Genomic DNA, 13,829 nt, shown 5'->3' on the forward strand with positions numbered 1-13,829 from the left:
GCGAGCGGGCTTTCCAGGGCGCCACCGCAGCGGGCAGCGCAGAATGATCGACGGCAGGCGATCCGCGCGGCATAGGGAGGGAAGTCGGCACGCACGACACAGGCATACCCGAAGGCTTCGCGATGAACTCAGGCACAATGTCGTGACGCGGCGGCTCGGCAACGGCCTGGAGCGCGGACAGGCGCCCAGGATCGCCCTGCTGGTCGCCGCCATCGCCGCGATCTTCGCCGTCGATACCGTGACCAACTACGCCATTGCGGCGGCGGTATTCTACGTCGCGGTGATCCTGCTCGCCACGCGCTGGATGCGCCCCCGATCGGTCGTCATCCTGGCATCGGCCTGCGGGACGCTGACGGTGATCAGCTTCACGCTCACCCATTCCGGGCTGTACGAGGTCGGCATCATCAATACCGGCATCAGCCTCGTCGCGATCGCGGTGACCACCTATCTCTCGCTCAAGCTGGTCGCGGCGGAGGCCGCGATCCATGACGCGCGCGAGCGGCTCACGCGCATCGCGCGGGTGACCAGCCTCGGGGAGCTCACTGCCTCGATCGCGCACGAAGTGAACCAGCCGCTCGCCGCGGTGATGACGAGCGCAGGGGCCTGCCGGCGCTGGCTGGCCACCGACCCACCTAATATCGAGAAGGCCGAGCGCGCCGCCGAGCGGATCGCCGCGGAAGCCAGCCGCGCCAGCGAGGTGATAGCGCGGGTGCGGGGCCTTGCCAGCGGCAAGTCGCCGATACGGGCAGCATTCGATCTCGGCACTTTGGTGGAAGAGATCGTCGGGCTGGCGCGCGGACAGATCGATCGCAACGACATATTGCTGCGGCTCTACCTGCCGGAAGACCTGCCGCGGGTCTTTGGCGATCGGGTGCAGATCGGCCAGGTCATCGGCAATCTGCTGCTCAACGCCATCGATGCCGTGATGGCGGATCCGGCCCGCGGGCATGAGATTGAGGTAATCGCTTCCCTCACCCAGGACGGGTCGAGCGTTGCGCTCGAGGTTGCCGATTCCGGCATCGGCTTTCGCGAGCAGGAAGCGGAGCGGCTGTTCGATGCCTTCTGGACGACCAAGCAGGACGGCATCGGGCTCGGCCTTACCATCAGCCGTGCGATCGTCGAGGCCAATGGCGGCCGCATCTGGGCCGAGGAAAGCGAGCTGGACGGTGCGGCCCTGTTGTTCACCTTGCCGGTCGCGCCTGTCGACGGTGAAGAGGAAACCGGAGCATGACCGATCCTGAATCCCCGATCGTCTATATCGTCGACGACGACGGCGCCGTGCGTGAGGCGCTGGAGGATCTGCTTTCCTCCGTCGCGCTGGGCTCACGGTCGTTCGCCTCGGTGCAGGAATTCGTGGGCGCGGCACACGCGGATGCCCCGTCCTGCCTCGTGCTCGACGTGCGGATGCCGGGGCATAGCGGGATGGCGTTTCTCGCCCATATGGCGGAGGGCAGCATCGCCCTGCCGACGGTGATGATCACCGGCCATGGCGACATCGCGATGAGCGTCCGTGCGATGAAGGATGGCGCGATCGAGTTTCTCACCAAGCCGTTTCGCGACCAGGATCTGCTCGACGCGGTCAATCGCGGCATCGAGATCGATCGCGCGCGCCGTGCGACGGCGGCGGAAACCCGGCATGTGCGGCAATTGTGGGAAGCGCTCTCCCCGGGCGAGCGCGAAGTGGCGCGGCTGGTGGTGCGCGGATTGCTCAACAAGCAGGTCGCCGCCGAGCTCGGACTGAGCGAGATCACCGTAAAGGTCCGTCGCGGCAACATGATGCGCAAGATGGAGGCGCGGACGCTGCCCGATCTCGTCCGCGCCTTTGATCGCATCCACGCCTAGGACCGGCCACTCTCGTCGCGATGGACCGCGCGATGGATGCGGGCGTGTTCGGCGTCGATCCATGCCTGCACCTTCGCCGCGACCATATGGTTTCGGCGACGGGGGAGCGCCGCCTCCAGCCGCGTGAGCAGCCGCAAATATAGACGAAGCCACAGTCGGATGGAGGCATGGGAATGATTCGGTGACATCATTTTCCTCCAAGGATCAGATTCTGGCGTTGATGCTGAGCAGGAATTGACGGGGAGCTGAGCGCATGAAGGTCTGATAGTCCCCGGAAACCGAATAGCCGCCGATTCCAACCGACCCGATATTGTTGCGGTTCAACGCATTGTTGGCGTCGATACGGAAGGTTAGTTCCGGCATGCGCCCGAATTTCGGCAGGCGATAGGAAGCGTGCGCGTTCACCTGCCAGTAATTGGGTACATAGATGTCGTTGCCATAGGTGAAGGGATTGTCGAGATAGAGCGTGCTCGTCGCGCCCGCGTCGAACCGGCCGTGCTTCACGCCGATCTGGGTGACCAGCGAGACGCCCGGATAGCCCGGCTGGAAATGGCCCTTCAGCGGCGTGACGTCCCCGGCCAGGACGAGATCGCTCTGGTAGCGAAGCTTGCTGACCGAAACCGATTGCGAAATATCCAACCACGCAAGGGGCTTCCAGCCGATGATCGCGTCCGCGCCGATCAACTCCGATCGCGGCACGATCCCGACGGTGCGCACCGGATTGAATTGCGGCCCGCTCGTTCCATTCAGCAGGCGATTGAGGATGATCCCGTAATAGGCGTCGAGATTGATGCTGAACGGGCCGAAACGGCGATAGCCGCCGACGGTGAAGTTCCAGTCCTTCTCCGGCTTCAGCGTACCGAGCGCAGCGTCGAACAATTCCTGGCTATCCGCCGCCCAGGCGGATGACACCGGGCCGATATTGCCGCGCGAGGAAACGCGATAGCCCACCGCCGTCTTGGCAATATCGAGGTAGAGGGCGGTGCGCGCGTTCGGCCGCCAGTCGATCGACAGCCGCGGCAGGAACAGATCGGTGGTCGCCAGCCGCCCGCTCGGCGCGCGATCGGGGCCGATGCCGCCGCCGTCGGTCGAAAAGTCCACCGCCTTGAACCCGGCGTCGATCGTCAGCGTCTCGCTCGGCTTGAAGACGTCGCGAACATAGGCCTGGAGCGAATGGGTCCTCCAGCGCGAATCATTGGCGATCTGGAAGGCCGCTCCGTAGACATCATACGGTCCGATCGCCCTGAGCGGCGCGCCTTGCCCCGGCATCGGCTCGTTATACGACGCAAAGCGCGAGGTCGACGAGATGCGCTCGATCCACGCGCCGGCGGAAAGGGTGTGGCGGTCCCCCTTCCAGGTCAGTTCGATCGTCCCCCCGAAACGCCGTGGCCGTGTTTGCCATACCTGCGCGGAAAAGGGGGCGCCGGTTTGCGAGGGCGTCGAGACATCGGCAATCTCGATGTTCGATTTGCTGATCGCGGCATAGCCCATCACGCTGCCCGAGAGCCGGTCGGTCAGATTGAAGTGGTGCGTGACATTGCCGACGAAATCGTCGGTCGCCTGGCCCGTGTCATAGGGGATGAGCGATGCCAGCTCGCCGCAGCTATAGGCGCCGCAGGAACGACCGGCATTTTCGGGCGATGCGACGAACACCGCGCGCGCATAATCGGGATAGGAGATGTCGGTGCCGTTCCAGCCGAGCTTGGACAGCATGTCGAACGAGGTGTTGTTGTAGCCCCAGATCTCCGCACGGGCGAAGGAGAGGAATGCGGTGAAATCGCCCCATGGGACGTCCTGAACCAGCTTTGCGTTCGCGCGCAGCATGTATTGCGTGCCCGCGCCGGTATATTTGTCCTTCGAAATCCGCTCGATGCCGAACAGCATGCGCGGCCCCGCCTCGCCAATCCGGCCGGTGTTGACGGTGGCGCTGGTCACGAAACTGTTGTTGGCGCCGAAACCCTGGGTGACATCCAGCGCGAATTGCGGCTTGGGATCGGCGATCGCATAGCGCATCTCGCCGCCGTTCACCGTGTTCGAAAAGGTGCTCAGGCTCGCCGAGCCGGGCGAGATGTTGACCGAAGCGATGTCGGTCGCGACGCCGATGTTGAGCGGGGCGGTGCCAGTCACGCTGCCATAGCTGCCGTCGTTGAGCGGAATGCCCTCGAAGGTGATCGCAAGTTCGTTCTGACGGAAACCGCGTACCAGCAGGAACCCGTCCGAGAGATCGAGGCCATAGGCATCGGTGGAAGTGAAGGTGACGCCGGGGAGGTTCTTCACCAGCGCCAGCGCGCTGGTTCCCGAAAGCACGTCGGACCAGTCGCTTCTGGTCAGCGCATAGCCGCCGGTGTCGAGCGGACGCAGGGCGCCGGCAGGCTCCCGGCGGGCCGCCGTGACGACGATTTCCGCGGCCGGCGGCGTTTCCGTGTCTGGCGTGGCGGCGGTATCGGAAGTTTGCGCGCGGGCAGGCGGCACGGCCATGCCGGCAAACAGGGCCATGGCGAGCGCGGATGTGGTGCAGCCGACATGGAATTTCGGGAACTGGATCACGGGAATCGCTTTCTGAAGACGGGCGCGCTGCACCGTCCCCGCCGGCGAAGCAGCGGGAGGTGGCGCGCGGTCGAGAATGTTTCTTGCTCGGCAACGGCCCGGCTGCGCGGTCCGTGCGGATATCGTCGGCGCGCCGTCCCGGGCGGCCGATCGAATGGTCAGGGATTCATCCTTGCCTCCTCGGGAGCAGCCCGGGAGGCGACAGCGATCAGCTCGCCGCCGGCACCGCCGCGTCGAGGTTTCTCGATCTGCCGCCATCCCGAACATGGTCGGGGCCGGGCGACGCGGGGCAAGGCATAGGCTTGCCCTCGCAATCGTCCGACGGGTTGCCGGTTCGCGGGTTCATCAGATCCCCTTGGTTGCACAGGCAGGAGGCGAGCCGTTCGACCGTCCCTGTCCTGCACCGCGGACTATTCCGGATGATCGGTATGGTTCAACGCTACGATGGTATAGCTGCGCTATCGGGCGACCCGCGCAACTTCGTCATCCTGCGCGACGGACGCAGGTTGATGATGCGCTCGCCGCGCTCGGTCCTCGAGGAAGAGCTCGGCTCACGCGGCTTCGTGCGCACCCATCGATCCTGGGTCGTCAACGCAGCGCAGGTTACAGGGCTGAGGCCGGAAGGCCCCGGCGACCATGCAGTCGAGATCGACGCCCTGACCGTGCCGCTGTCGCGCCGCTTTCCCCAGGCGCTGGAGCGCCTGAGGGCACTCGGCAAACCGGGCACCGAACGACCGCTTCCCACCCAATAGCCGCCGCATTTCAGGTACTTAAGCATATCGCCGGATACGCCGCAGCAGCCGCTGCGGCGAATGAAGTCATTTATTTTCAATGACTTACCAAGAATGGTAGCGGAGGAGGGACTTGAACCCCCGACACGCGGATTATGATTCCGCTGCTCTAACCAGCTGAGCTACTCCGCCCCAAGAGGCTGTCGCCGAAGCGAGGGGGCCCAATAGGTCCGCCCTCATCGCAGGTCAAGCGAACATGTGACGCGAATGCATTTCCCACGGTCCGCCGCGATAATGCCAGCTCGCCAGTCCCGCGATTTCCACCTCGCGGGCCGTGAAATCGCGCGCCAACGCGGCCAGCACCGCCTTGGCCAGCACTGGCCGCACCTTGTTCTGGATGGTGACGTGCGGTCGCCAGCGGCCGGCATCCTGGGGCGTCAGCAGCCCGGTGAACGCATCGACCAGCCCCTCTCGGATCGCGACCAGCTCGGGGGCATCGATTCGATAGGCGACGCCGCCGCCCAGCGACATCAGCCCCATCACCTTGGCCCGCGGCGCGCGCACGCCGCGGGTCTCCACCGAAAGCCGGTGCTTGAGCTCCTCCGCCACCGAAGGCGGCAGCTGGTGGAACAACGTCAGATGCGCATCGAGCACGTTGCGCTCGGGCGGGTAATGCGCCCGGCGCAACGCGTTGAACCAGGCCTGATCCTGGCGCCCGAACAGCGCGGTGACGACCAGCGGCGCCGGCCTCTCGCTCAAATCTCCACCTGGCTGCCCAGCTCGACCACGCGGTTGGTGGGCAAACGGAAGAACTCCATCGCGCTTTCGGCGTTGCGCAGCATCCAGGCGAACAGCTTCTCGCGCCAGATCATCATCCCCGGCCGGGCGGAGGGCAGCAGCGTCTGGCGCGCGAGGAAGAAGCTGGTCTCCATCATCTTGAACTCGGCGCCGCAGGCGTTGACCGACTTGAGCGCCGCGGGAACGTCCGCCTCCTGCATGAAGCCATAGGCCAGGATCATGCGGTGGAAACCCTTGCCCAGATCCTCGATCATCATCCGGTTCTCGTCGGAGACATAGGGCACGTCCTTGATCTTCACGGTGAGCAGGATCACCCGGTCGTGCAGCACCTTGTTGTGCTTGAGGTTGTGGAGCAGCGCATGCGGCACGCCTTCGGGCGTGGAGGTCATGAACACCGCGGTGCCGGGCACCCGGGTGGCCGTGGTGGCGGCGGAGGTGATGAAGATCTTGATCGGCATCGCGCTCTCGCGGAGGCGATTGATCATCAGCTGGCGGCCCTTCGACCAGGTCGTCAGCAGCGTGAACACGACGAAGCCGACGAAAAGCGGGAACCAGCCGCCATCGGGCACCTTGGTCAGGTTCGCGGCGAAATAGGTCAGGTCGACGGTGAAGAACACCGCGAGCAGCGGAATCGCATAGCGCTTCTTCCACTTCCACAGCCCGAACAGCACGACCGCGAGCAGGCAATTGTCGATGAACATCGCACCGGTGACGGCGATGCCATAGGCCGCGGTGAGGTTCGACGAGGTCTGGAACACCAGCACCAGCAGGATCACCATGATCATCAGCGCCCAGTTGATGAGCGGGATGTAGATCTGGCCGGCGGTGGACGCGCTGGTATGCTCGATGCGCAGGCGCGGCACGAAGCCGAGCTGGATCGCCTGCTGGGTGACGGAGAAGGCGCCCGAGATCACCGCCTGCGACGCGATGACCGCGGCCATCGTCGCCAGGATGACGAGCGGGAACTGCAGCACCTCGGGCGCGAGCATGTAGAACGGGCTGCGCAGCGCCGCATGGCCCTCGCGCATCAGCAGCGCGCCCTGCCCCATATAGTTGAGGATGAGCGCCGGCAGCACGAACCACAGCCAGGAGATGCGGATCGGCTTGCGTCCGAAATGGCCCATATCCGCGTAGAGCGCCTCGGCACCGGTCACCGCCAGCACGACCGAGCCGAGCGCCAGGAAGGCCCGCACCGGATCCTCGGCGAAGAACAGGAAGGCATGGTGCGGGAGGAGCGCGTTGAGGATCGTCGGCGTCTGGACCAGGCTGAGCGTGCCGAGCGTCGCGATCGTCAGGAAATAGAGGAGCATGATCGGCCCGAACAACGTGCCGACCCGCGAGGTGCCGGTCCGCTGGATCGAGAAGAGCAGCACCAGGATCACCACCGCGATCGGCAGCACCAGCCTGCCGAATCCCGGCGCGGCGACGGCGAGTCCCTCCACCGCCGAAAGTACCGACACCGCCGGGGTGATCATCGAATCGCCATAGAAGAGCGCGGTGGCGAACACGCCGAGCAGCACGATGCCCTGCGTCCAGCGCTTGGGATTGCCGCTGCTGCGCGAGATCAGCGCCAGCAGCGCCAGGCTGCCGCCCTCGCCCTTGTTGTCCGCCCGCATGATGATCGTGACGTACTTCAGCGTCACCACCACCATCATCGACCAGAACATCAGGCTGATCACGCCCATGATGTGGAGCGTGTCGAGCGCCAGCTTGTGATGGCCGTCGAACGTCTCGCGAAAGGCGTAGAGCGGGCTCGTGCCGATATCGCCGAAGACGATGCCGATCGCGCCGATCGCGAGCTTCCACGTCGCGTCATGGCTGTGGGCATGCGCGGCGGGCGCGTCGATCTGTGCCGGAGCCGACTCGGCGGCTCCCTCGGAAGGGGTGTTCACGGGCGCGGGTGTCGCGTCAGAGAGGAAACGGACCTGGTCATGCGACCTGCGTTCTCGATCTTCAAAGTGCGCGGGCGGTTAGCACGCGCAGCATCGGCAATCAACGAATGTCGTTACGCGCAGGCGGGTGCGCAAGGGGTTGAAGGGTTCCCGGGCGGAGGACTCTCGCAAGACGGTTACCGCCCGCCCCCGAACAGCGCCTCCGCCTCGCTGCGCGTCGGCACCGCGCGCAGCACGAAGCTCGAATTGATCGTCACCACGCCGGGCAGTCTCCCCAGATGCTCGCGGTGCAGCCGCTCATAATCGTCCAGGTCGCGCGCCAGGATCTTCAGCCGATAGTCCTGCCCGCCCGAAACCAGTGCGCATTCCACCACCCCGTCGATCTGCGCCACCGCCGCCTCGAACCGCGCCAGATCCTCCTCCACCTGCGTGCCCAGCGTGATGTCGACCAGCGCGGTGATCCGGAAGCCGAGCCGGCGATGCCCCAGGCGGGCCCCATAGCCCTGGACATGGCCCGACGCCTCCAGTGCCTGGATCCGGCGCGTGCAGGCCGATTGCGACAGCCCCACCTGTGCGGCGACGGCGCTCACCGGCGCTCGCGCATCGGCGGCCAGCGACTTGAGGATAGCTGCGTCGATCCTGTCCATGTTGCATGGATAGCCGATTTCCATGCCCGTTGCAGCAATTCCATGCACGCAACGCACATCCCTGTCATATCTTTGCAGGGATTCCCCGCTCGCCATGCTATATTCTGCGCGCCAATAGCATTCATGGAGAGGTTCCCATGCGCATCGGCGTTCCCAAGGAAATCAAGAATCACGAATATCGCGTCGGCCTGACCCCGGCTTCCGTGGCCGAACTGGTTCATGCCGGCCACGAAGTGCTGGTCGAGACCAAGGCCGGCACCGGCATCGATTTCGACGACGAAGCCTATATCAAGGTCGGTGCGAAGATCGCGCCGGACGCCGCCGCGGTGTTCGCGGGCTCGGACATGATCGTGAAGGTCAAGGAGCCGCAGGCCCAGGAAATCGCGCTGCTCGAGCCGCGCCACATCCTCTTCACCTATCTCCATCTGGCTGCCGACAAGCCCCAGGCCGAGGGCCTCATGGCCTCGGGCGCGACCTGCATCGCCTATGAGACGGTGACGTCGAATTCGGGCGCGCTGCCGCTGCTCAAGCCGATGAGCGAAGTTGCCGGCCGCATGTCGATCCAGGTCGCCTCGCACTATCTCGAGAAGGAACAGGGCGGCCGCGGCGAACTGCTCGGCGGCGTGCCGGGCGTGGCGCCGTGCAAGGTCGCGATCCTGGGCGGCGGCGTATCGGGCATCAACGCGGCGCAGATGGCCACCGGCCAGCGCGCCGACGTGACGATCTACGACATCAACAACGAGCGGCTGGCCGAGCTCGACATGCATTTCGGCAGCCAGATCAAGACCGCCTATGCCAGCAAGGCCGCGATCGCCGAGGCGGTGAAGACCGCGCAGGTCGTGATCGGCGCGGTGCTGGTGCCGGGCGCCGCGGCGCCGAAGCTGGTGACGAAGGACATGCTCAAGACGATGATGCGCGGCTCGGTTCTGGTCGACATCGCGATCGACCAGGGCGGCTGCTTCGAGACCAGCCATGCGACCACGCACGACAACCCGGTCTATGAAGTCGACGGCGTGATCCATTATTGCGTCGCCAACATGCCGGGCGCGGTCGCCCGCACCTCGGCCTTCGCGCTCAACAACGCGACGTTGCCGTTCGTGCTCAAGCTGGCGAACCTCGGCGCCGAGGGCGCGATGAAGGCCGACAAGCATCTCGCCAACGGCCTCAACGTCTACAAGGGCAAGATCGCGTTCAAGGCGGTCGCCGACGATCTCGACCTGCCCTACCAGGCCTGGGCGGGCTGATCGCGCCTTCGGACAGGATCACGGAGCCGGGGAACGATCGTCGTTTCCCGGCTCGTTTCATTCGGCCCCGGGGTCCCGACCGCGATCGAACCGCTTGACGTAGAGGATGGTCGTGAAGCCGCTGTCCCATTCCTCGTCGGGATAGCGCGCCTGCTCGGCATAGCCGCGGCCGAGATAGAATGCCTGGCTGGCGACATTGAAGCTGTCGGTCTCGAGGCGCACCGCCGCGAAACCCTCCAGGGCCATCGCCCGCTCGGCGCAATCCATCAGAAGCCTGCCGACTCCTTGTCGCCGATGATCCCCATGAACATGGAGGCCTTCGACGAAATCGCCCTGCCAATGCACGAAGCCGGCGACGACACCTTCGATTTCCGCAACCCGGAACGCCTCGAGGCTCTCCTCGACATAGCGAGCCCCGCGATCCTCGATGCGATAGCTCGCCGCGGCGGCCGGCGTCAGAACCGGTAGCCAGGTGCTCTCGAAACTGTCCTGCAAGATGGCCTTCAGGCGCGGCGCATCCCCCGCATGCGCGCGGCGAATCCGGATGGGCTGGATGATATTCATGGCGGCCAGCTAGCCCGGTCCGGAACCGGGATCGAGCCCTTGATGTCCTAGCGGGCCGGACCGGCCGCCGGCCGCCCTTCTCGCCGGGCCTGTTCCTGCAGGAACATCTCGAGCGTGAGCAGCCGCGCCACCAGCGCCGGACGGTAGCTTGCCCTTTCCGGCGTCAGCGCCACGGCCTTCTCCCACCAGGGCTCGGCTTCGGCGAAGCGATTCGCACGGATCAGCGCGAGCCCGTAGAAGAAGGGCGGCCCCGGATGCTCGGGGCTCAGTGCCAGCGCCTTGTCAAAGGCGAATTGCGCGGCCGGCGATATCTGGTTGCCGTCATATTCGGCGAGCGCCGAACCGAAGCCGGTCCATAGCGCGACATCCCCGGGCACCTGCCGCACGGCGCCCTGCCACACCTTCACTGCCCGCTCCCGATCGCCCTGGCGGAGCATGCCGTCGGCCAGATTGCCATAGCTCCAGGCATAGGTGCCGTATTTGCCGAACATCGCGTCCCGCAAGTCGATCAGCCCCTGGTCGACCGCGACCCGCTGCCCGCCCGGCGCGACGGGATGGCCGGGAAGGCCCGGGCTGCCCTGCCAGGCATAGCCCGCGGCGCCGAGCATGAGCGCCGTGGCGGGGACGGTCCACAGCTTGCGCGGATAGCGCAGCAGCACGAGCGCCAGCACCGCGACGACGGCCATCGAGGCGAGCATCGCCCAGCCCATCACGCCCTCCTTCTGCGGAACAGGCGCCGCGCCAGCAACAGGCCGATGACCAGCAGCAGCACCGGCGCCATCCAGAGGGGTGCGGTCACCCAGCTGAATGGCGGATCATAGGTGACATAGTCGCCGTAGCGCTGGATCAGATATCCGCGGATTGCCGCAGGTTGCTCGCCCCTGGCGATACGCTCGCGAACCAGCGCGCGCATGTCTCCGGCCATCTCGGCATCGCTATCGGCGATCGACTGGCCCTGGCAGACGAGGCAGCGCAGCGTCTCCATCAGCGCCCTGGCCCTGGCCTCCTGCGCCGCGTCGGGCAGCTGGGTATAGGCCAGCGCCGCCGGCGGCCGGTTCGAATCCGCCGCCGCGGGAGCTGCCAGGAGCAGCGCGAGAAGGAAGGCCGCAAGCCTCATTTCGCCGCCTCGAGCTTGCGCAGTATCGCGGGAATATCGTCCGCCCGGATATCGCCGATATGCTGGTCGACGATCTCGCCCCGGCCGTTGATCAGGAAAGTCTCGGGCACCCCCGACGAGCCGAGCGCGATCTGGGCCTTGCCGGTGGGGTCATCGCCGATCCGGGCATAGGGATCGCCGTTCCGCGCGAGAAAGGCCCGCACCGCGTCCGGCGTGTCGCGGATCGCGATCGCATCGATCTCCAACCCGGCCTGTTTGAGCTTCAGCAGCTGCGGCGCCTCGGCGATGCAGGGGATGCACCAGCTGGCGAACACATTGAGCAGGCGCGGCTTGCCGGTAGCGAAGTCGGCAGTGGCGATGCCGGGCCGCCCGGGAAGCAGCGGCTTCATCGCGAGCTCGGGCAGCGGCTTGCCGATCATCCCCGAGCGGATCGTCCGGTCCGCCGGCTTGATCAGCCCGGCCGCGACCAGCCCGAAGATCAGGGCGAACAGCGCCAGCGGTGCCCAGATCAGCAATCGCCTCATGCCGCCTCCTCCGCATCGCGCCGTTCCCGCCGCACTCGCCCGATCAGCGAGAGCAGCCCGCCCAGCGCGATCATCGCCCCGCCCGCCCAGATCAGCGTGACGAAGGGCTTCCACCAGGCCCGGATCTGCCAGCGCCCCTCGCCGTCACCCTGGCCGATCACGGTGTAGAGCTGGCCGTCCAGCTCGGTCGCGATCGCGGCCTCGTTGGTGTTGGTCGGCGGGTTGGCGAAGAAGCGCTGCTGCGGGAAGAGGTCGAAGGGCGCGCTCCCGATGCGCGTCACCTTGAGATGCGCCTCGAGCGCCGACCAGTTGGGCCCCACCGCGGGCCGCACCTCGAGCAGCTCGACGCGATATGGGCCGACGGAGACGTTCTGCCCAACCGCGATCGCCGCCAGCCGCTCGACCTTGAACGCACCGTCCGCGGCCATGCCGGCGATGCTCACCGCGATGCCGAGATGCGCGACGACCATCCCGTAGAGGTGCAGCGGCGTGCGGCGCAGGTTGCGACGGATGAGCGGAATGACGCTGGCAACGGCCAGGCCGGCGGCCAGTCCGAGCACCAGCGCCGGCAGCCACTGCGCCCCGCCCAGCGCGAAGACCAGGGCGAAGGCGACCCCCGCCACGCCGACGGGCACGAGCAGCTTGCCGAACAGCGCGTTCCACTGGTCGCGGCGCCATTTGAGCAGCGGCCCCGCCGCGGTGGCGGCGACGAGCGCGAGACCGACCGGCACCGCCGCCTTCTCGAAGAAGGGCGCGCCGATCGAGAGCTGGACGCCGGCAGCCTGGGCGACGAGCGGGTAGAGCGTACCGATGAAGACGACGCCGAGGATCACCGAGAGCAGCAGGTTGTTGAGCACCAGCGCACCTTCGCGGCTGACCAGCTCGAAGGTGGCGCCCTGCTTCACCGTGCCGATCCGCGCGCCGAACAGCGCCAGCGCCCCGCCGATATAGAGGCCGAGCAGGGCGAGGATGAAGCCGCCCCGGGTGGGGTCGACCGCAAAGGCATGGACGCTGATCAGGATGCCCGAACGGACCAGGAAGGTGCCGATCATCGACATCGAGAAGGCGACCACCGCCAGCATTACCGTCCAGGCGCGCAGGCCGTCGCGGGTGGCGAGCACGCTCACCGAATGGAGCAGCGCCGTCGCCGCCAGCCACGGCATCAGCGAGGCATTCTCCACCGGGTCCCAGAACCACCAGCCGCCCCAGCCGAGCTCGTAATAGGCCCAATAGCTGCCGGCGGTGATGCCGATGGTGAGGAATATCCAGGCCGCCAGCACCCAGGGCCGCATCGCCCGGGCAAAGGCGGGGCCAACGTCGCGCATCAGCAGGGCGCCCACCGCGAAGCTGAACGCCACCGACAGGCCGACATAGCCGAGATAGAGCGTCGGCGGGTGGAAGGCGAGCCCAGGATCCTGCAGCAGCGGGTTGAGCCCCTGCCCGTCGAGCGGCGGCGGGCTCACCCGGACGAACGGGTTGGAGGCAAAGGCGAGAAAGGCATAGAAGCCGATCGCGATTGCCGCCTGGGCACCCAGCGTCGCGGCGAGCGTGCCACGGGGCAGCCGCTTCTCGAACAGCGCCACGCCCGCCCCCGATATCGCCAGCACGGTGACCCACAGGAGCATCGAGCCCTCGTGATTCCCCCAGGCACCGGCGATCTTGTAGATCAGCGGCTTCATCGAATGGCTGTTCTCGACGACGAGCAGCACCGACATGTCCGACTGCACGAACAGCGTGACCAGCAGCAAGAAGGCGGCGAGCGCCAGCAGGCCCTGGACGATCGCGACGCGGCGAAGCGCCGCCATCACCATCGGCCCGCCGGCCTGGTCGGCGCCCTTGGCCGCGCCCCAGGCCAGCAGCACCTGCACGAGCGCGAAGCCCGTCGCGAGCCACAGCGCGGCAAGGCCGGCTTCGGCGATCATT

General features: G+C 66.6%; 13 protein-coding genes and 1 tRNA gene. 4 read left to right on the forward strand and 10 right to left on the reverse strand.

Annotated elements, in window-relative coordinates; all coding sequences use genetic code 11:
- Window positions 1-142 precede the first annotated feature (142 nt).
- Window positions 143-1,231 carry a sensor histidine kinase gene (locus BGP17_RS17710; RefSeq protein WP_286712937.1) on the forward strand — a complete coding sequence of 363 codons (1,089 nt, stop codon included), beginning with the start codon at window positions 143-145 and terminating at the stop codon, window positions 1,229-1,231.
- Window positions 1,228-1,842 (forward strand): response regulator transcription factor, encoded by a 615-nt coding sequence (locus BGP17_RS17715; RefSeq protein WP_286712938.1) that lies wholly within the window; start codon window positions 1,228-1,230, stop codon window positions 1,840-1,842. The genes BGP17_RS17710 and BGP17_RS17715 overlap by 4 nt, the downstream gene beginning before the upstream one ends.
- A gap of 204 nt (window positions 1,843-2,046) precedes the next feature.
- Here BGP17_RS17715 and BGP17_RS17720 read toward each other — a convergent pair whose 3' ends face one another.
- A complete protein-coding gene (locus BGP17_RS17720; protein WP_286712939.1) occupies window positions 2,047-4,389 on the reverse strand; it encodes a TonB-dependent receptor in 2,343 nt (780 codons plus the stop codon).
- A gap of 419 nt (window positions 4,390-4,808) precedes the next feature.
- Between BGP17_RS17720 and BGP17_RS17725 the strand changes: the two genes are divergently transcribed.
- Window positions 4,809-5,141, forward strand: a complete 333-nt coding sequence (locus BGP17_RS17725) for a LytTR family DNA-binding domain-containing protein (protein ID WP_286712940.1) — start codon at window positions 4,809-4,811, stop codon at window positions 5,139-5,141.
- A gap of 94 nt (window positions 5,142-5,235) precedes the next feature.
- Here the strand turns inward: BGP17_RS17725 and BGP17_RS17730 are convergent.
- The 4 genes from BGP17_RS17730 to BGP17_RS17745 all read right to left on the reverse strand — a co-directional run bounded on the left by BGP17_RS17730 (window position 5,236) and on the right by BGP17_RS17745 (window position 8,457).
- Window positions 5,236-5,312: transfer RNA gene (locus tag BGP17_RS17730), tRNA-Met, on the reverse strand.
- A gap of 54 nt (window positions 5,313-5,366) precedes the next feature.
- Window positions 5,367-5,879, reverse strand: coding sequence for a 2'-5' RNA ligase family protein (locus tag BGP17_RS17735; RefSeq protein ID WP_286712941.1), 513 nt, complete (start codon window positions 5,877-5,879; stop codon window positions 5,367-5,369).
- Entirely contained in the window at window positions 5,876-7,765 is a 1,890-nt protein-coding gene (locus BGP17_RS17740; protein WP_286713026.1) for a potassium transporter Kup, read from the reverse strand. The genes BGP17_RS17735 and BGP17_RS17740 overlap by 4 nt, the downstream gene beginning before the upstream one ends.
- A 221-nt stretch (window positions 7,766-7,986) precedes the next feature.
- The gene (locus BGP17_RS17745; RefSeq protein WP_167298313.1) at window positions 7,987-8,457 is read right to left on the reverse strand and encodes an Lrp/AsnC family transcriptional regulator; all 471 of its coding nucleotides are present in this window, start codon (window positions 8,455-8,457) and stop codon (window positions 7,987-7,989) included.
- A 137-nt stretch (window positions 8,458-8,594) separates the two neighbouring features.
- On the opposite strand from BGP17_RS17745, the gene ald reads away from it, so the two are divergent.
- Window positions 8,595-9,701 (forward strand): alanine dehydrogenase, encoded by a 1,107-nt coding sequence (ald, locus tag BGP17_RS17750; protein ID WP_286712942.1) that lies wholly within the window; start codon window positions 8,595-8,597, stop codon window positions 9,699-9,701.
- Between the two features lie 57 nt (window positions 9,702-9,758).
- On the opposite strand, the gene BGP17_RS17755 is transcribed toward ald, so the two are convergent.
- Genes BGP17_RS17755 through BGP17_RS17775 form a run of 5 tightly spaced genes read right to left on the reverse strand, consistent with a single transcriptional unit; the run spans window position 9,759 to window position 13,828 of the window.
- A complete protein-coding gene (locus BGP17_RS17755; protein WP_286712944.1) occupies window positions 9,759-10,265 on the reverse strand; it encodes a GNAT family N-acetyltransferase in 507 nt (168 codons plus the stop codon).
- Window positions 10,266-10,312: 47 nt separating this feature from the next.
- On the reverse strand, window positions 10,313-10,975 hold the full coding sequence (locus BGP17_RS17760) for a tetratricopeptide repeat protein (RefSeq protein WP_286712946.1): 663 nt from the start codon (window positions 10,973-10,975) through the stop codon (window positions 10,313-10,315).
- Complete coding sequence (locus BGP17_RS17765) at window positions 10,975-11,382, reverse strand: cytochrome c-type biogenesis protein (RefSeq protein WP_286712948.1); 408 nt, start codon at window positions 11,380-11,382, stop codon at window positions 10,975-10,977. Before BGP17_RS17765 ends, BGP17_RS17760 begins: the two co-directional genes overlap by 1 nt.
- Entirely contained in the window at window positions 11,379-11,906 is a 528-nt protein-coding gene (locus BGP17_RS17770; RefSeq protein WP_167298308.1) for a DsbE family thiol:disulfide interchange protein, read from the reverse strand. The genes BGP17_RS17765 and BGP17_RS17770 overlap by 4 nt, the downstream gene beginning before the upstream one ends.
- Window positions 11,903-13,828, reverse strand: a complete 1,926-nt coding sequence (locus BGP17_RS17775; protein WP_286712949.1) for a heme lyase CcmF/NrfE family subunit — start codon at window positions 13,826-13,828, stop codon at window positions 11,903-11,905. Before BGP17_RS17775 ends, BGP17_RS17770 begins: the two co-directional genes overlap by 4 nt.
- Between the last annotated feature and the right edge of the window lies 1 nt (window position 13,829).

Origin of the sequence: Sphingomonas sp. 67-41 (assembly GCF_001899725.1) — a bacterium.
Classification (GTDB): Bacteria; Pseudomonadota; Alphaproteobacteria; order Sphingomonadales; family Sphingomonadaceae; genus Sphingomonas; species Sphingomonas leidyi.